The organism is Pseudomonas sp. JV245A (assembly GCF_032424515.1).
Classification (GTDB): domain Bacteria; phylum Pseudomonadota; class Gammaproteobacteria; order Pseudomonadales; family Pseudomonadaceae; genus Aquipseudomonas; species Aquipseudomonas protegens.
Map to the genome: position 1 here is coordinate 19,642 of NZ_VYKE01000026.1, position 15,815 is coordinate 35,456.

A 15,815-nucleotide genomic window follows, 5' to 3' on the forward strand; every position below is an offset into this window, starting at 1 on the left:
GCCATTTGCTATCAGCGTGCCGCCGCCGTGGCCTGGGGCGGCGGCGCCGATCAACCTTGTGCGGGCGAACGAGCCTGATGCTGCAGCGCCTGGGTGCCGGCCTTCGCGGCCGAGGCATCCTGGCCGGCCTGGCTGTCTTGCCGGGCCCGCAGGACCACGATTCCCGGGACGTTGTGAACGTACTCCATGAAGGGTGAGTCGATGACCGCGCCCTGGTCCTTTTTCGAGGAGGCGTTGCGCAGGACCGGGCCCTGGGCCGTCTGAATGAACAGCCCGGTATGGGTGACGTCCAGGCCCGAGAGGTGGGTATAGATGCCGATGTAGTCGCCGGTTCGCAGGTGGCTGAGCAGATGCTGGTCAATCAATGCGCTGGGAATGTAGGTGATGTCGCGTTCGGCCACGGGCAGGCCGGGCAGGTAGCGGCCGCCATCGGCCTTTTGATTGAGGCGCTTGGCCACGGTCACCGCGTTCGCACTCAGCTGGGCGGTCACATCCTCGGCCATGGGTTGCCCGGCATGGGCCCAATCGGTGAAGAAGTGGCGGCGGTTGAGGAAGTTGATATCGCCGTTCACGTAGCGAATCTGCACCAGGTTGTTAATGAAGCCGGCCTCGTCGCTGGACTGGCGCAAGGCCTCGACGTAATCCAGGTAGGTGAAGCAGTCCAGGCCCCTGAAGTCGACCACCAGCTTCTCGGCCAGGGTTGCGGAGCCGTGCAGCCGGTTCGCCGCGTAAGGCGTGTGCAGGAACTCCCGGGAAATCAGGTCGTTCATCTGGCCTATGTCGGTAGAGCCCCGAGGAGGCTGGATCTTCAGCAGTGCTTTCAATTTATCGGCGGTCTGAGCATCCATTTCCACCGGGCTGTGTTGCTGTGCGAGGGCACTGGCATCCACCGGCTGTTGAGCAGGAATCTGGCTTGCACAGCCTGACAGGAGGGAGGCCAGAAGCAGCGTAGCCGTCTTGTTCATGGAGATTCTCCCTGCTGTTATTGATAACGATAATCATTATTCAATAAGTGCCCGGCGCTTGTCTGCTTTTACTTCCATGGCCCTGATTCGCCCTGTGCAAGGCCACCATGAAAAACGCCCGACGGTTGCATCGGGCGTTTTTGCCTGCAATGGCGAGCTGGAGGGATCAGTGCGCTGGGTCCACCAGGATCGACGTGCCGGTCATTTCCGCGGGCTTGGGCAGGCCCAGCAGCTTGAGCATGGTGGGCGCCACGTCCGCCAGAACCCCGCCTTCACGGACTTTCAAGGCGCGTTTGCCGACATAGATGAATGGCACCGGCTCGGTGGTGTGGGCGGTGTGGGCCTGGCCGGTGGATTCGTCGGACATCTGCTCGACGTTGCCGTGGTCGGCGGTGATCAGGGCTTCGCCGCCGACCTTTTCCAGGGCGTCGACGATACGTCCGACGCACAGGTCCAGGCATTCCACGGCTTTGACCGCCGCCTCGAACACGCCGCTGTGACCGACCATGTCGCCGTTGGCGTAGTTGACGATGATCACGTCATAACGCTGGTGCTCGATGGCGTCGACGATCTTGTCGGTGACTTCCGGGGCACTCATTTCCGGCTGCAGGTCGTAGGTGGCGACTTTCGGCGACGGGATCAGGATGCGCTCCTCGCCCGGGAACGGCTCTTCGCGGCCACCGGAGAAGAAGAAGGTGACGTGGGCATACTTCTCGGTCTCGGCGATGCGCAGTTGGGTCTTGCCGTTTTTCGCCAAATAGTCGCCCAGCACGTTTTCCAGGCTGCCCGGAGCGAAGGCCGACGGCGCGGGGATGCTGGCGGCGTACTGGGTGAGCATGACAAAGCCGGCCAGCTTTGGCTGGCGCGCACGTTCGAAGTCCTTGAAGTCGTCCTCGACGAAGACCCGGGTCAGCTCGCGGGCCCGGTCGGCGCGGAAGTTCATGAACACCACGGCATCGCCGTCTTCGACCTTGACCGGTTCGCCGATGGTGGTGGCCTTGACGAATTCATCGCTCTCTTCGCGGGCGTAGGCGGCTTGCAGGCCTTCCTGGGCGGTGGCGGCGTTGAACTGGCCCTGGCCGTCGACGATCAGGTTGTAGGCCTGGGCCACACGGTCCCAGCGATTGTCGCGGTCCATGGCGAAGTAACGGCCGATCAGGCTGGCGATGCGGCCCTTGCCCAGGGTCTTGAAGGTTTCGTCCAGCAGTTCGATGGACGATTGGGCGCTTTTGGGCGGCGTATCGCGACCGTCGAGGAAGGCGTGCAGGTAGATCTTCTCGGCGCCGCGCTTGAAGGCCAGTTCGGCCATGGCGATCAGGTGGTCCTGGTGGCTGTGTACGCCGCCGTCGGACAGCAGGCCGAGGATGTGTACGGCCTTGTCGGCGGCCACGGCCTTGTCCACGGCCGCGCAAATGGTCGGGTTCTCGAAGAACTCACCGTCACGGATGGCCTTGGTCACCCGGGTGAAGTCCTGATACACCACGCGACCGGCGCCGAGGTTCATGTGGCCGACTTCGGAGTTGCCCATCTGCCCGTCCGGCAGGCCGACATCCATGCCCGAACCCGAGATCAGGCCGTTGGGCATGCTGGCGCACAAGCGGTCCAGGACCGGCTTCTTGGCCGCATAGACGGCGTTGGATTCGTGGCTTTCGCTGTGACCGAAGCCATCCAGAATCATCAGGACCAAAGGTTTAGGCGTGGTAGTCATGGCGTCCACTCGTGGCTGGATAGGAAAGAGATGAAAGGGAGGTGTTGAAAAAGGGAGTGGCAGTTTAAAGCGAAGTTCCGGTGGAGTCACCGCCGGGCGGGGTTTGGTCGACCCGGAGGGCTGTGTATACTGGCCGACATTTTAACGCCCTGGAACCTCCTTAGATGGTTGCTCACCTGATTCAATTCGCCACTGAACACTACTTGCTCGTCGGCGCCTTCGCCATCCTGCTGGCTCTGTTGATCGCTCATGAATTGAGCCGCGGTGGCCGCAGCCTCAGCACCCGTGAACTGACCGCGCTGGTCAACAGCGAGCAGGGCGTCGTGATCGATATCCGTCCATCCAAGGACTATGCCGCCGGCCATATCGTCGGTGCACTGAACATTCCCCAGGACAAGCTGGCCGCCCGTGTCGGCGAGCTGGAGAAGCACAAGGCCAAGACCATCATCCTGGTGGACGCCCAGGGCCAGCACGCCGGCACTCACGCCCGCGAGCTGCTCAAGTCCGGTTTCACCGCGGCCAAGCTGTCCGGCGGCGTGGCCAGCTGGAAGGCCGATAACCTGCCATTGGTGAAGTAATGTCCAAGGTCATCGTCTACTCCAGTGATTACTGCCCTTACTGCTCGCGCGCCAAGCATCTGCTGGCGAGCAAAGGCGTAGCCTTCGAAGAGATCAAGGTCGATGGCAAGCCCCAGGTACGCGCCGAGATGGCCCAGAAGGCCGGGCGTACGTCCGTGCCGCAGATCTGGATCGGCGCCACCCACGTAGGTGGCTGTGATGATTTGTTCGCCCTGGAGCGTGCCGGCAAGCTCGACGCGCTGCTAGCGGCCTGAAATTCCTAGGTTCGTATGGAAACTCGCCGAGCCTGTTTTTAACGCAGCATGGTCGAAGCGCAGGCAGTTTGCGTACAGAACCTAACCCTATAGACCCAAGATCAAGAAGGATCATGAGATGACTGACCAACAGAACACCGTTGCCGACGACGAAAGCGCACCGCAATTCTCCCTGCAGCGTATCTACGTGCGTGACCTGTCCTTCGAAGCGCCGAAAAGCCCGGCGATCTTCCGTCAGCAATGGGAACCTAGCGTCGGCCTGGACCTCAATACCCGCCAGACAGCGTTGGAAGCCGACTTCCACGAAGTGGTGCTGACCCTGTCCGTGACCGTGAAGAACGGCGACGAAGTGGCCTTCATCGCTGAAGTCCAGCAGGCCGGTATCTTCCTGATCAAGAACCTGGATGAGGCTTCCATGAGCCACACCCTGGGTGCTTTCTGCCCGAACATCCTGTTCCCTTACGCTCGTGAAGCGCTGGACAGCCTGGTGACCCGCGGTTCGTTCCCGGCGCTGATGCTGGCCCCGGTGAACTTCGATGCGCTGTATGCCCAAGAGCTGCAACGCCTGCAGTCCGCTGGCGAAAACACCGTTCAGTAAGTGCTGGTTGCGGTACGAAAAAAGCGCCTGTAACGGCGCTTTTTTCATGCTCGGGCAAAACCTGTAGGAGCGGGCTTGCCCGCGAACCCCTGGCCCTACTTGAACCCCAACTGTCTCCAGCCTTCATAGACCGCCACGGCCACGGTGTTGGACAGGTTCAGGCTGCGGCAGCCTTCGCGCATGGGCAGGCGCAGGCGCTGTTCGCCGGGCAGGGCGTCCAGCACGTCCGCCGGCAGGCCCCGGCTCTCGGGGCCGAACAGGAAGGCGTCGCCCTCCTGGAAGCTGGCGTCATGGAAGGGGCGCGAGCCCTTGGTGGTGAAGGCGAACAGGCGCGGGTGGCCGAGGCTTTCCAGGCAACTGGCAAGGTCGGCATGGCGTTGCAGGGTGGCGTATTCGTGATAGTCGAGGCCGGCGCGGCGCAGGCGCTTGTCGTCCATTTCGAAACCCAGCGGCTCGATCAAATGCAGGTGGCAGCCGCTGTTGGCGCACAGCCTGATAACGTTGCCGGTATTCGGCGGAATTTCTGGTTGAAAGAGGATGACGTGAAACATGCACGGCTCCGAAGAGAAAGACAGACTGCATTCTACGCCTGAAGCGTACTCGCGACCGAAGCTAATGCTGCGGGTGTTCGGCTCCCTGGCGATTGTCGGGGTGATGGTAGGGCTGATGATCGGCCGCCTGACCCAGCCTGATCCGGTGGCGTTGCAGCAGGTCGAGGTGGCGCCCGATGGGCTGGTGCTGTGGTTCAACCATGAGCCCAAGCTCCATGGGGAGCACATCGATGGCACCGTGGCGCTGCTGTTCGATGCCCAGGGGCAGGCACAGAAGGGCCAGTTGCAGGTCAATCAGCGCAATGTGAACTGGCGGGTGCGCCGGGCGGACCAGGGTCTGCTGCTGAACCTGGTGGCCGCGCGGCCGCTGCGGGGCCAGTGGGACGGGAGCGAGGTGGAGGGGCGCTGGCGCCTGGCGATCCACTTGCGGGAGGAATAAAAGAGGGAAACCCCGGCCTGCCTGTACCAAGGCCCCCAAAAGCGGGAGGGGCTGAGCGCCACGAGGGCGATGAGTCCCGGTGTAAAGAAGGGGATTCCCGGCCTGCCTGTACCAGGGTCCCCAAAAGCGTGGCCCGTCGCGATGCGCGGGATGGGCCGGGTATTAAAGAGGGAAGTCCCGGCCTGCCTGTACCGGGGTTCCCGAAAGCCTGGCCCGTCGCTGTGAGCGGGGTGGGCCTGGTGTTAAAGAGGGAAGTCCCAGCCTGCCTGTACTGGGGTTCCCGAAACCATTGGCCGTCGCGATGTGCGTGCCGAGCCTGGTGTTAAAGAGGGGAATCCCCGGCCTGCCTGTACCAAGGTCCCCGAAACTGGGTAGTGACTGGGTTATTGCAGGTGGCGTGCCAGTTTTGGCTGCAGAGGCGTTGATTGCTGGGATAAAAAGCCGAAAGCCCCGTAATCCGGGGCTTTTGCGTTTTCGACGGAGGGCTTTTCAGAGCTGAGGCCCGGGTTGTACCCGGGCTGGATGGCACTGCAGCGCGCCTTCGGGCAGTGCATGCACCCCATCCTGGTGCACGCACATCCTCATCGTAGGAGCCGGCTTGCCGGCGAAAGCGCCTGTGGGCGCACTGCAAGGCTCAAGGGCCTCTTCGCTGGCAAGCCAGCTCCTACATGCCGCGGCCGGGGCTTCAGCCTTCCTCGCCTTCATCCTCGTCGCCACCGTCGACCTTCATCCCCAGCTCCTTGATCTTGCGGGTCAGGGTATTGCGCCCCCAGCCCAACAGGACCGCGGCATCGCGGCGGCGGCCGGCGGTGTGCTTGAGGGCGGTCTCGATCATGATCCGCTCGAAACTCGGTACCGCGCTGTCCAGCAGGTTCGATTGCCCGCGGGCCAGGGCCTGGTCGGCCCATTGGCGCAGGGCCTGTTCCCAGTTGGTGACCGGCGCTGAATCCTGGGGCAGGCTCAGCAACTCCGGTGGCAGGTCGCTGATATGCACCTCGCGACCCGAGGCCATGACGGTGATCCAGCGGCAGGTGTTCTCCAGCTGGCGCACGTTGCCCGGCCACGGCAGGTTCTTCAGGTATTCCTCGGTTTCGTTTTTCAGCAACTTGGGTTCCACCGCCAGCTCCTGGGCGGCGCGGCTGAGGAAGTGCCTGGCCAGGGTCGGGATGTCTTCGCGACGGTCCGACAGGCGCGGGATATGGATGCGGATCACGTTGAGGCGGTGGAACAGGTCCTCACGGAACTTGCCGGCGTGCACCAGGGTTTCCAGGTTCTGGTGGGTCGCGGCGATGATGCGTACATCGACCTTGACCGGGGTATGGCCACCGACCCGATAGAACTCGCCATCGGCCAGGACCCGCAGCAGGCGGGTCTGGGTGTCGGCTGGCATGTCGCCGATCTCGTCGAGGAACAGAGTGCCGCCGTCGGCCTGCTCGAAGCGCCCGCGCCGCAGGTTGGCCGCGCCGGTGAACGCGCCCTTTTCATGGCCGAACAGCTCGGATTCCATCAGGTCCTTGGGGATCGCCGCCATGTTCAGGGCGATGAACGGCGAAGCCGCCCGCGGGCTGTGGCGATGCAGGGCATGGGCTACCAGCTCCTTGCCGGTGCCGGACTCGCCGTTGATCAGCACTGTGATGTTGGAGTGGCTCAGGCGCCCGATGGCGCGGAACACCTCCTGCATCGCCGGCGCTTCGCCGATGATCTCCGGGGTGCGAGCCAGGGTCGGGGCCACTTCCAGGCCTTGCTGTTCCTGGGCGTGCTGATTGGCGCGCTTGACCAGCGACACCGCTTCATCGACATCGAACGGCTTGGGCAGGTATTCGAAGGCACCGCCCTGGTAGGAGGCGACAGCGCTATCCAGGTCCGAATGCGCGGTCATGATGATCACTGGCAGGCGCGGGTGCTGCTCGCGAATCCGTGCCAGCAGGTCCAGGCCACTGGCGCCGGGCATGCGAATGTCGGAAATGATCACGTCCGGGGCCTGGCGGGCCAGGCGGCTCATCACCCCGTCGGCGCTGTCGAAGCTCTGGGTGGTCATCCCTTCCTGCTGCAAGGCTTTTTCCAGGACCCAACGGATAGAACGGTCGTCATCGACGATCCACACGGTTTCACTACGGCTCATGTCGATGGGGCTCCTTGTTCCAGTGGCAGAAAGATCGAGAACGTGGTGTGGCCGGGATGGCTGTCACATTCGATCAGACCCTGGTGCTGGCTGATGATGTTCTGGGTGATGGCCAGGCCCAGCCCGGTACCGTCCGGGCGGCCGCTGACCATGGGGAAGAAGAGGGTGTCCTGCAGTTCCGCGGGGATGCCCGGGCCGTTGTCGATGATCTCGATCTTGCTCACCAGGCGATGGCGCACGTGGCCGATGGTGAACTGGCGCATGGTGCGGCTGCGCAGGGTGATGCGCCCCAGGCGCATTTCATTCTGGCTGCTGATGGCCTGCATGGCGTTGCGCACGATGTTGAGCACCGCCTGGATCATCTGTTCGCGGTCGATCAGCACGTCGGGAATGCTCGGGTCGTAATCGCGCACCAGGGTGATACAGCCCTGGCTTTCGGCTTCCACCAGGCTGCTGACCCGCTCCAGCACTTCATGGATGTTGGTCAGGGCCAGGGATGGCAGCTTGTTCGAGCCGAGCATGCGGTCCACCAGGTTCCTCAGGCGGTCGGCTTCTTCGATGATGACGTTGGTGTAGTCCTTGAGGCTTTCCTCGGGCAGCTCCCGGGCCAGCAACTGTGCGGCGCCGCGAATGCCCCCCAAGGGGTTCTTGATTTCATGGGCCAGGCCGCGCACCAGCATCTTGCTGGTTTCCTGCTTGGACAACTGGGCCTCTTCCTTGGTGATCCGCAGCAGCCGGTCCCGGGGGTGGACTTCCAGCAGCAGCAAGGTGTCGCCGTTGCTGAGGATCGGCGTCACCGCGTAGTCGACGGTCAGGGTCTGGCCGGTCAGTGCGGTGAGCATGGCTTCGCGCTTGGTGAAGGGGTGCGCCTGCTCCACCGCCTGGCGCAGGGAGCTCAGGGCCTCGGCGGATTCGGTGAACAGCTCGCTGATGAATTGCCCATGGCTGCGCTGGCCGCTGATGGCCAGGAGCATTTCCGCCGCCGGGTTCATGTACTCAAGGCGCAGGTCGGCATTGAGCAGGATGGTGGCGGTGGTCAGGTTGTCCAGAAGCAGGCGGTGCAGTGGGTCGCTGATGGTCATGGGTAGATGGTGACCTCTTTTGAAGCAAGACAATCCGGGGCCGGTCCCGAAGTGCGCGCGCGGCTAAGGCGCTGTGGTGGAGAAAATGCAAAAACCAAACCAAGGCTCCGAAAAGAAGCGCGCATGCCCTGAAACAGGCGTTTGAAGCCTGGTTCTGTGGCGTTTTGCCAGCTCTGGCGGGTATTTTCGAACCAAAATGGGCTGGTATTGGCACCTGAGTGCAAGGCATTGCACCAATATAGTGCATGAATCTGAGCGGCGCTCGATGGGCGTGCCTTGATAGAAGAATCAACGCCCGTTTTTCAGCGGCGCGGGGCAAAGGGCGGGTTTAGAGTGCTCGAACCCGATGCTTCAAGGTTTAGGATGCGGCCATGGAAAATGCCCCTCTGCTGTTCCAGCTTCCCGATGACGACACCCTGTACCAGGCGCTGCTGGCCCGGGACCCGGCCTATGAAGGCTTTGCCTTTGTCGGGGTGAAGAGCACCGGCGTGTTCTGCCGCCTGACCTGCGCTGCACGCAAGCCCAAGCGCGAGAACACGGTGTTCTTCGGCTCCATCAAGGGTTGTGTCGAAGCAGGGTTCCGCGCCTGCCTGCGCTGTCGTCCGCTGGAGCGGGCCGGGGTCCAGGAGCCCTGGGTGCAGACCTTGCTCGAGCAGTTGGGCCGCGACCCGGAACGCCGTTGGTACGAGGACGACCTGGTCGTCCAGGGGCTGGACCCATCCACCGTGCGCCGTGCGTTCAAGCGCTATTTCGGCGTCACCTTCCTGGAAATGGCGCGCCTGCGTCGCATGGGCCAGGGCATGCAGCAACTGGCCTCGGGAGAGCCGGTGATCGAGGCGCAGATCAGCGCCGGCTTCGACTCCGACAGCGGCTTTCGCCACGCCTTCAGCCGCCTGGCGGGCCAGCCGCCGTCCAACTTGCGGGGGCGGGAACTGCTCAAGGTCGATTGGTTGCAGACCCCGATCGGCGTGATGCTGGCGGTGGCCGACGCCCAGGTCCTGCATCTGCTGGAATTCTTCGACCGCCCGGCACTGGCCAATGAGTTGCAGAACCTGCAGAAGAGCAGCGGTTCGAGCATAGGTTTCGGGCGTTTTGCCCCCATCGACCAGATCGAGGCCGAACTGCAGCGTTACTTCGCCGGCGAGGCGGTGCACTTCGCCACACCGCTGGCGATGAGCGCCTCGCCCTTTACCCGTACCGTCTGGCAGGCGTTGCGGGCCATTCCCCTGGGTACCACCTGCAGCTACGCCGAGGTGGCGCGGCAGGTTGGCTCGCCCTCAGCGGTGCGCGCGGTGGCCCGGGCCAATGCCGCCAACCAGATTTCCATTGTCATTGCCTGCCACCGGGTGATTGGCGCCGATGGCTCCCTGACCGGCTATGGCGGTGGTCTGTGGCGCAAGCGCTGGCTGCTGGAACATGAGCGGCGCCTGCACCACTTGCAGGGTGCATCAGCGAGCGGGCTGTAGCTCGCTGCCGGGCACCGGGTCGGGCCGGGAAACCTTATCCACAGGTGGCTGGGCGCCAGTCTGGCGCGCCAGTTCGTCGGCATCCGCCTGTTCCGCCGTGGACAGTTCGGCGGCGTTATGGCCGATGCGCTTGAGCAGGGCCAGCATGCATGCCAGCGAGACCAGGGCGTAGCAGGCCGAGGCGATGGCCACGCCGATGATGCTGCCGGTGCCATTGAGGATGCTCTGGGCCAGCACCGGCGTGGCGCCGCCCACCAGCAGTGAACACAGCTGATAGGAGATCGACAGTCCGCTGTAGCGCACCCGGGTCGGAAACGCCCGCGCCAGGATGCCGCCCACCGCGCCATAGAACATCGAGTGCGGCACCGTGGCCAGGCACATGCCCAGCACCGCGATCCAGTAGTGACCGGTCTCCACGGCGAAGAACATCGCCGGCATCAGCAGCAGCTCGGGCACCACCATCAGCACCATGGCCTTGCGCATGTCCATGCGTGAAACCAGCACCGCACCCAGGGGCTGGGTGATGAACTGCACCACCAGGGCGATGACGATCACGCTGAGGAAGCTGCCCTGGCTGTAGCCCAGCTCCTTGGTGGCCCAGGACAGGGCGAAGGTGCTCTTGAAATAGGTGACGTGGATGATCGGCAGCACCCCGGCCCCCAGCAGTACCAGGCGCCAGTGGTCGCGCAGGACTTCGAGAATCGGCAGCTTGACGGTCTTTTTCTGCTCCATCAGGCGCTTCATGTCATCGGATTCTTCCAGCTTGAGGCGGATGACCATGCCGATGATCACCAGCACCGCCGACAGCAGGAACGGAATGCGCCAGCCCCAGAGCAGAAAGTCCGGAGTCGGCAGGGCGCTGAGGCCGAAGAACACCAGGGTTGCCAGCAGGTTGCCGGCCGGCGAACCCTGCTGGGCGAAGGCGGCATAGAGAATGCCCTTGCCCTTGGGCGCGCTTTCGCTGGCGATGAGGATCGCCCCGCCCCATTCGCCGCCCACCGCGATGCCCTGGATGATGCGCAGGGTCACCAGGGCAATGGGGGCCCAGACGCCGATCTGCAGGTAGCTGGGCAGCAGGCCGATGCAGGTGGTGGCCAGGCCCATCATGATCAGGGTGATCACCAGGGTGGTCTTGCGGCCGATCTTGTCGCCCATGTGGCCGAAGATGATGCCGCCGACGGGGCGGGCGATGAACCCGGCCCACAGGGTGAGGAAGGACAGCAGGGTGGCCGTGCCGGGGGGCAGGTCGGCGGGAAAGAACACCTTGCCGAACACCAGGGCGGCGGCGATGCCGTAGGCGTAGAAGTCATACCACTCGATGGTGGTGCCGATGAATGAGGCGATACCCGCCTTGCGGGCTTTCTTGTGGGCAGCGGCATCCTGGGCAGCGTTCATGTTCAATTCCTGCGTTTTTATTGTTATATGCGCCCCTGATCGGGCGCATGGACCTCTGGCAAGGTCCGACCGCTGGGAGCCTATACAGGCAGGAATCGAAAAATATAATGATTAAATCTTATGGTTTGATACGTGATTGCGTATCGCGCCCCAACGCTCAGCGCCCTCCGGCGGCCGGTTTGATCAGGGACTTGAGCAGCCCGAGAAAGCTTTCGGCCGCCGCCGAAGGCTTGTCCTCCAGGCGGATCGCCTGGATCTGCGAAGGCGCGCCGGAGCCTTCGAGCTCGCCGTAATGCACGCCCGGCTGGCCGAGCATGGCCAGGGTCTGTGGCACCAGCGCCACGCCCATCTCGTGGGCCACCATTGCCACCACCGTTTGCCATAGCCGCGTCTCGTGGCGAATGCGCGGGCTGAACCCGGCCGCCACGCAGCGGGAAATGATCAGGTCGTGGTAGTGCGGCGAGACCGCCCGCGGAAACAGGATGAAATCGTCATTGGCCAGTTGCGCCAGGTCGATCCGCGCCTGGGTGGCCAGCGAGTGGCTCTGGGGCAGGCAGCAGAGGAACGGCTCGGCCAGCAGCGGTTCGCTGTGGATGCCGGCGGCGAAGGTGCTGCCATGGACGAAGCCGATGTCGATCTGGCCGCGTTGCAGGGCCTGGGTCTGGTCGGCACTGTTCATTTCCATCAGCACCACTTCGGTTTCCGGGTATTGCTGTTCGAAGGCCTTGACCGCCTCGGGCAGCCCGCGGTGCAGGATCGAGTTGACGAAACCCAGGCTCAGGCGCCCGGCAAAGCCTTCTGCCGAGCGCTGGGTCAGGTGCCGCGCCTGGTCGGCACGCAGCAGCAGGTAGCGGGCCTCGTCCAGCAGAACCTGTCCGGCGTTGGTCAGGCTCACCGACTTGTTGTTGCGATTGAGCAGTTGGACTTCCAGTTGCCCCTCAAGCTTCTTGATGTCGAAACTCAGGGCCGGCTGGGAAATGCACAGACGGTTCGCGGCCCGCCCGAAATGCAGTTCTTCGGCTACCGCGACGAAGTAGCGCAACTGTTTGAGGTCCATGGCGACTCCGGTTCTACGATATGGATTTCTTATCGTAGTTGATTGATTTTGTATTAGATACTTATCGATGGCGGCTCTAGTCTCGGCCTACAAAAAACAGGAGACGCGCCATGACCGCCGAGCCCCGCCCCATTGAAGACAGCCTCAACATCCCCGACAGCCGCGGCATCAACCTGTTCGAGTGCGACGCCGGCCTGGCCGCGCTGCTCCAGGTCTACCTGCCCTCGGCGGTCTACCAGCAGTGGTTGCCCACCTTGCAGCACCTGGGCGCCCGGGCCGGTGGCGAGCTGGATGTGCTGGCCCTGAGCGCCGACAAGAATCCCCCGGTGCTGCAACCGCGTACCCGCCGCGGCGAGAACCTGCAAAGCATCGCCAAGCATCCGGACTACGTCACCCTGGAACGGGTGGCCTTTGCCGAACTGGGGCTGGCTGCCATGAGCCACCAGCCCGGAGGCCCGCCGCCGCTGATCAAGTACGCCCTGACCTACCTGTTCGTCCAGGCCGAGTTCGGCCTGTGCTGCCCGGTGAGCATGACCGACTCCCTGACCCGCACCCTGTGCAAGTTCGGTACGCCGGAACTGGTGGCGCGCTACCTGCCGCAGTTGCAGTCCCAGGATTTCGAGACGCTGTTACAGGGGGCGATGTTCATGACCGAACAGGCCGCCGGTTCCGACGTTTCACGCACCGAAACTCGGGCCCGGCTGGAAGATGGCCAATGGCGCCTGTTCGGTGAGAAGTGGTTCTGCTCCAACCCGGATGCCGACCTGGCCATGGTCCTGGCGCGCCCGGAAGACGCACCACCGGGCATGGCCGGGGTGACCCTGTTCCTGTTGCCCAAGGTGCTGCCCGACGGCTCGCGCAACCACTATCGGATCCAGCGCCTGAAGGACAAGCTGGGCAGCCGCTCGATGGCCAGTGGCGAGATCACCCTGGAAGGCGCCACGGCCTACCTGATCGGTGAGGTCGGCCGCGGTTTTCAGCAGATGGCCGACATGATCAACATGTCGCGCCTGTCCAATGGCGTGCGCGCGGCGGGGCTGATGCGCCGGGGGCTGAGCGAGGCGTTGTACATCGCCCGCCAGCGCCGGGCCTTCGGCAAGCACCTGATCGAAATGCCGCTGATGCAGCGCCAGTTGCTGAAGATGATGCTGCCCGCCGAACAGGCGCGCTCGATGTTCATGCAGATCGCCAGCTTGCTGCCCCGGGCCGATGGCGGCGATGAGACGGCGCGCAAGTGCGTGCGGATCCTTACGCCGCTGATCAAGTTCCGCGCCTGCCGTGATGCCCGCCGGGTGACCGGCGATGCCATGGAAGTGCGCGGCGGGGTTGGCTATATCGAGGAGTGGAGCGATGCCCGGCTGGTGCGCGATGCGCACCTGGGGTCGATCTGGGAGGGCACCAGCAACATCGTCGCCCTGGACATTGCCCGGGCGGTGACTCGGGAGCAGGCGCTGGAGCCGTTGCAGGGCTATCTGGCCGGGCTGCTGGCCGAGGCCGATTTGCCACCGGCGAGCCGCCGGCTGTTCGATTCGGCCCTGTTGCGCACCGTGACCGGCTTCCATGCCGTGGCGCAGCAGCGCCGGGACGAGCAGGTGCGGCAGGTGGGCAGCGTTCTCTATCACCTGGCCAGCGCCATCTTCATGGCCTGGGAGGCCGCGCGCCAGGGTGCGGACCATCGGCGCCTGGCCCTGGCTCACCTGGTGCTGGTGCACAAGGTGTTGCCGCGCGATCCGTTGGGCCTTGAGCCGGTGATCGATGCCGAGCTGCTGGTGCGCCTGGCCAATGAAAGCCCGCTGTCCCAGGCCCAGGCCATGCAATTGCTGCCGGCCTGAATGGCCGTCCTTGTCCGATCTGCCGGAGTACATCCATGACGTTTGCCCAAGGCGCCCTGGCGGGCGTGAAAATCATCGATCTCAGCCGTGTGCTGGGCGGCCCCTACTGCTCCCAGGCCCTGGCCGACCACGGCGCCGACGTGATCAAGCTGGAACCTTTGAGCGGTGATGAGACCCGGGGCTGGGGGCCGCCTTTCGAAGGTGATGACGCGGCGTATTTTCGCGGCATCAACCGTAACAAGCAGGGGATCGCCGTCGACCTGTCGCGCCCCGAAGGCCTGGAACTGCTGATGCAGTTGCTGGAAGGCGCCGACGTGCTGATCGAGAACTTCAAGCCGGGCACCCTGCAGCGTTGGGGCATCGGTTACCAGGAGGTGCTGAGCCAGCGTTTTCCGGCGTTGATCCACTGCGGGATTTCCGGCTTTGGCGCCGATGGCCCGCTGGGCGGGCTACCGGGTTACGACGCGGTGATCCAGGCCATGGCCGGGCTGATGAGCGTCAACGGCGAAGGCGACGGCGGGCCGTTGCGCATCGGCCTGCCGATTGTCGATATGGTCACCGGCCTGAATGCCCTGGCGGGGATTCTCCTGGCCCTCAACGAGCGCCAGCGCAGCGGCCTCGGGCAGTCACTGGACATCTCCCTGTACGACTGCGGCGTGTCCCTGCTGCACCCGCACCTGCCGAACTACTTCGCCGCCGGCAAGACGCCCAAACGCACGGGCAACGCCCATCCCAACATTGCTCCCTACGACAGCTACCGCACTGCTGGCGAGCCGATTTTCCTGGCGGTGGGCAACGACCGCCAGTTCACCCGGCTGTGCCAGGAACTGGGGGCCGGCGCGTTGCTGGAGGACCCGCGCTTTACCGACAACGGCCAGCGCTCGGTCAACCGCGAGGCCTTGAAGCAGCAACTGGAGCATTACCTGTCGGCGCACGACGGCGCGTTGCTGGCCCCGCGGCTGATCGGCCTGGGGGTGCCTTGTGGTTCGATCGCCACCGTCGACCAGGTGGTGGCTCATCCCCACACCCGGCATCGCGGGCTGCTGGTGGAGCTCGATGGCTACCGGGGCATAGGTTCGCCGGTGAAGTTGTCACGCACGCCGGCCAGCTACCGTACGGCGCCGCCGAGCCTGGGGCAGGACACGCGGGCGGTATTGCAGGGGCTGGGCCTGGATGAACCGACCATCGCCGCACTGCTGGCCAGCGGCGTGGTGCACGGTTGAGGCTCAGGGGCGGCGGGCCCGCAGCAGAGTGAAGCTGATGGCCGGGCTCTGTTGCAGGACCTTGTCGCCAGCCAGCACCTGCACTGCCAACCGGTGCTGGCCACGGTCGATATTCACCAGTTGCAGCTCGAGCCCCTGGCCAGTCTGGCCATAGGGCTGGCCATCCAGCAGCAGGCGCAGACGGTGGCCGGGCCGCAGGCTGGGCTGCAACTCCACCTGCACGCTGAAACTGCCGTTGTTGGCGCGCAAGGCACCGTGCTCCGGAACGCCGCTCAGTTGCAGCCGTTCGTAGGCCTGAAGGGTGCTGGCAGGTTGTGCTGCCGGCGTATGTGGCGCCGGTGTGGCCGGGCTGGGGAGGCGATTCGGCGCGGGCGTTTCAATCTGCCGGTACGAGGTTCCCGGCGGCTGGTCGCTATAGGCGCGATTACCGGCCGAGTCGGTGTACTGGTAGATCTGCGCGCCGGCTGGCAATGCGCTGATCCACAGCAGGCAAGCAATGACGAGGTACATCTCGCAGATCCTGGCGGGTGCCTGAAAGGCTCCAG

15 protein-coding genes are annotated in these 15,815 nt (G+C 64.3%); 7 read left to right on the forward strand and 8 right to left on the reverse strand.

Going from position 1 to position 15,815, the window contains the following annotated elements; all coding sequences use genetic code 11:
- Nucleotides 1-50: 50 nt before the first annotated feature.
- Both F6S12_RS10480 and gpmI read right to left on the reverse strand, forming a co-directional pair.
- The gene (locus F6S12_RS10480) at nucleotides 51-965 is read right to left on the reverse strand and encodes a DUF1460 domain-containing protein (RefSeq protein ID WP_015633831.1); all 915 of its coding nucleotides are present in this window, start codon (nucleotides 963-965) and stop codon (nucleotides 51-53) included.
- A 166-nt stretch (nucleotides 966-1,131) separates the two neighbouring features.
- Nucleotides 1,132-2,673 (reverse strand): 2,3-bisphosphoglycerate-independent phosphoglycerate mutase, encoded by a 1,542-nt coding sequence (gene gpmI / locus F6S12_RS10485; protein WP_015633832.1) that lies wholly within the window; start codon nucleotides 2,671-2,673, stop codon nucleotides 1,132-1,134.
- 164 nt (nucleotides 2,674-2,837) lie between these two features.
- Here gpmI and F6S12_RS10490 point away from each other — a divergent pair, with 164 nt between their 5' ends.
- The 3 genes from F6S12_RS10490 (at nucleotide 2,838) to secB (ending at nucleotide 4,103) form a co-directional block, all read left to right on the forward strand.
- On the forward strand, nucleotides 2,838-3,251 hold the full coding sequence (locus F6S12_RS10490) for a rhodanese-like domain-containing protein (protein WP_047283556.1): 414 nt from the start codon (nucleotides 2,838-2,840) through the stop codon (nucleotides 3,249-3,251).
- Nucleotides 3,251-3,505 carry a glutaredoxin 3 gene (gene grxC, locus F6S12_RS10495; RefSeq protein WP_011058748.1) on the forward strand — a complete coding sequence of 85 codons (255 nt, stop codon included), beginning with the start codon at nucleotides 3,251-3,253 and terminating at the stop codon, nucleotides 3,503-3,505. The genes F6S12_RS10490 and grxC overlap by 1 nt, the downstream gene beginning before the upstream one ends.
- A 118-nt stretch (nucleotides 3,506-3,623) precedes the next feature.
- A complete protein-coding gene (gene secB / locus F6S12_RS10500) occupies nucleotides 3,624-4,103 on the forward strand; it encodes a protein-export chaperone SecB (protein ID WP_011058749.1) in 480 nt (159 codons plus the stop codon).
- Nucleotides 4,104-4,198: 95 nt separating this feature from the next.
- On the opposite strand, the gene trmL is transcribed toward secB, so the two are convergent.
- A complete protein-coding gene (gene trmL / locus F6S12_RS10505; RefSeq protein WP_011058750.1) occupies nucleotides 4,199-4,654 on the reverse strand; it encodes a tRNA (uridine(34)/cytosine(34)/5-carboxymethylaminomethyluridine(34)-2'-O)-methyltransferase TrmL in 456 nt (151 codons plus the stop codon).
- On the opposite strand from trmL, the gene F6S12_RS10510 reads away from it, so the two are divergent.
- Nucleotides 4,653-5,093, forward strand: coding sequence for a hypothetical protein (locus tag F6S12_RS10510; RefSeq protein ID WP_011058751.1), 441 nt, complete (start codon nucleotides 4,653-4,655; stop codon nucleotides 5,091-5,093). The genes trmL and F6S12_RS10510 overlap by 2 nt on opposite strands.
- A gap of 685 nt (nucleotides 5,094-5,778) precedes the next feature.
- Here F6S12_RS10510 and ntrC read toward each other — a convergent pair.
- Both ntrC and glnL read right to left on the reverse strand, forming a co-directional pair.
- The gene (gene ntrC / locus F6S12_RS10515; protein WP_011058752.1) at nucleotides 5,779-7,215 is read right to left on the reverse strand and encodes a nitrogen regulation protein NR(I); all 1,437 of its coding nucleotides are present in this window, start codon (nucleotides 7,213-7,215) and stop codon (nucleotides 5,779-5,781) included.
- On the reverse strand, nucleotides 7,212-8,297 hold the full coding sequence (gene glnL / locus F6S12_RS10520; protein WP_011058753.1) for a nitrogen regulation protein NR(II): 1,086 nt from the start codon (nucleotides 8,295-8,297) through the stop codon (nucleotides 7,212-7,214). The genes ntrC and glnL overlap by 4 nt, the downstream gene beginning before the upstream one ends.
- Nucleotides 8,298-8,668: 371 nt before the next feature.
- Between glnL and F6S12_RS10525 the strand changes: the two genes are divergently transcribed.
- A complete protein-coding gene (locus tag F6S12_RS10525; RefSeq protein WP_183000660.1) occupies nucleotides 8,669-9,763 on the forward strand; it encodes a bifunctional transcriptional activator/DNA repair enzyme AdaA in 1,095 nt (364 codons plus the stop codon).
- Here F6S12_RS10525 and F6S12_RS10530 read toward each other — a convergent pair.
- Nucleotides 9,746-11,158: an MFS transporter gene (locus F6S12_RS10530; RefSeq protein WP_015633834.1), complete on the reverse strand. Its 1,413-nt coding sequence runs from the start codon at nucleotides 11,156-11,158 to the stop codon at nucleotides 9,746-9,748. The genes F6S12_RS10525 and F6S12_RS10530 overlap by 18 nt on opposite strands.
- Before the next feature lie 157 nt (nucleotides 11,159-11,315).
- On the reverse strand, nucleotides 11,316-12,215 hold the full coding sequence (locus tag F6S12_RS10535) for a LysR family transcriptional regulator (protein WP_011058756.1): 900 nt from the start codon (nucleotides 12,213-12,215) through the stop codon (nucleotides 11,316-11,318).
- Between the two features lie 110 nt (nucleotides 12,216-12,325).
- Here F6S12_RS10535 and F6S12_RS10540 point away from each other — a divergent pair, with 110 nt between their 5' ends.
- Together F6S12_RS10540 and F6S12_RS10545 are read left to right on the forward strand one after the other, a co-directional pair.
- Entirely contained in the window at nucleotides 12,326-14,047 is a 1,722-nt protein-coding gene (locus F6S12_RS10540; protein WP_315868887.1) for an acyl-CoA dehydrogenase family protein, read from the forward strand.
- A gap of 35 nt (nucleotides 14,048-14,082) precedes the next feature.
- Nucleotides 14,083-15,270: a CaiB/BaiF CoA-transferase family protein gene (locus F6S12_RS10545; protein ID WP_315868888.1), complete on the forward strand. Its 1,188-nt coding sequence runs from the start codon at nucleotides 14,083-14,085 to the stop codon at nucleotides 15,268-15,270.
- 3 nt (nucleotides 15,271-15,273) lie between these two features.
- On the opposite strand, the gene F6S12_RS10550 is transcribed toward F6S12_RS10545, so the two are convergent.
- Nucleotides 15,274-15,780 (reverse strand): DUF4124 domain-containing protein, encoded by a 507-nt coding sequence (locus tag F6S12_RS10550; RefSeq protein ID WP_315868889.1) that lies wholly within the window; start codon nucleotides 15,778-15,780, stop codon nucleotides 15,274-15,276.
- Nucleotides 15,781-15,815 lie beyond the last annotated feature (35 nt).

Coding starts and splice junctions, on each gene's coding strand:
- F6S12_RS10480 (WP_015633831.1), bottom strand. CDS start 965: ATGAACAAGACGGCTACGCTGCTTCTGGCCTCCCTCCTGTCAGGCTGT.
- gpmI (WP_015633832.1), bottom strand. CDS start 2,673: ATGACTACCACGCCTAAACCTTTGGTCCTGATGATTCTGGATGGCTTC.
- F6S12_RS10490 (WP_047283556.1), top strand. CDS start 2,838: ATGGTTGCTCACCTGATTCAATTCGCCACTGAACACTACTTGCTCGTC.
- grxC (WP_011058748.1), top strand. CDS start 3,251: ATGTCCAAGGTCATCGTCTACTCCAGTGATTACTGCCCTTACTGCTCG.
- secB (WP_011058749.1), top strand. CDS start 3,624: ATGACTGACCAACAGAACACCGTTGCCGACGACGAAAGCGCACCGCAA.
- F6S12_RS10510 (WP_011058751.1), top strand. CDS start 4,653: ATGCACGGCTCCGAAGAGAAAGACAGACTGCATTCTACGCCTGAAGCG.
- trmL (WP_011058750.1), bottom strand. CDS start 4,654: ATGTTTCACGTCATCCTCTTTCAACCAGAAATTCCGCCGAATACCGGC.
- ntrC (WP_011058752.1), bottom strand. CDS start 7,215: ATGAGCCGTAGTGAAACCGTGTGGATCGTCGATGACGACCGTTCTATC.
- glnL (WP_011058753.1), bottom strand. CDS start 8,297: ATGACCATCAGCGACCCACTGCACCGCCTGCTTCTGGACAACCTGACC.
- F6S12_RS10525 (WP_183000660.1), top strand. CDS start 8,669: ATGGAAAATGCCCCTCTGCTGTTCCAGCTTCCCGATGACGACACCCTG.
- F6S12_RS10530 (WP_015633834.1), bottom strand. CDS start 11,158: ATGAACGCTGCCCAGGATGCCGCTGCCCACAAGAAAGCCCGCAAGGCG.
- F6S12_RS10535 (WP_011058756.1), bottom strand. CDS start 12,215: ATGGACCTCAAACAGTTGCGCTACTTCGTCGCGGTAGCCGAAGAACTG.
- F6S12_RS10540 (WP_315868887.1), top strand. CDS start 12,326: ATGACCGCCGAGCCCCGCCCCATTGAAGACAGCCTCAACATCCCCGAC.
- F6S12_RS10545 (WP_315868888.1), top strand. CDS start 14,083: ATGACGTTTGCCCAAGGCGCCCTGGCGGGCGTGAAAATCATCGATCTC.
- F6S12_RS10550 (WP_315868889.1), bottom strand. CDS start 15,780: ATGTACCTCGTCATTGCTTGCCTGCTGTGGATCAGCGCATTGCCAGCC.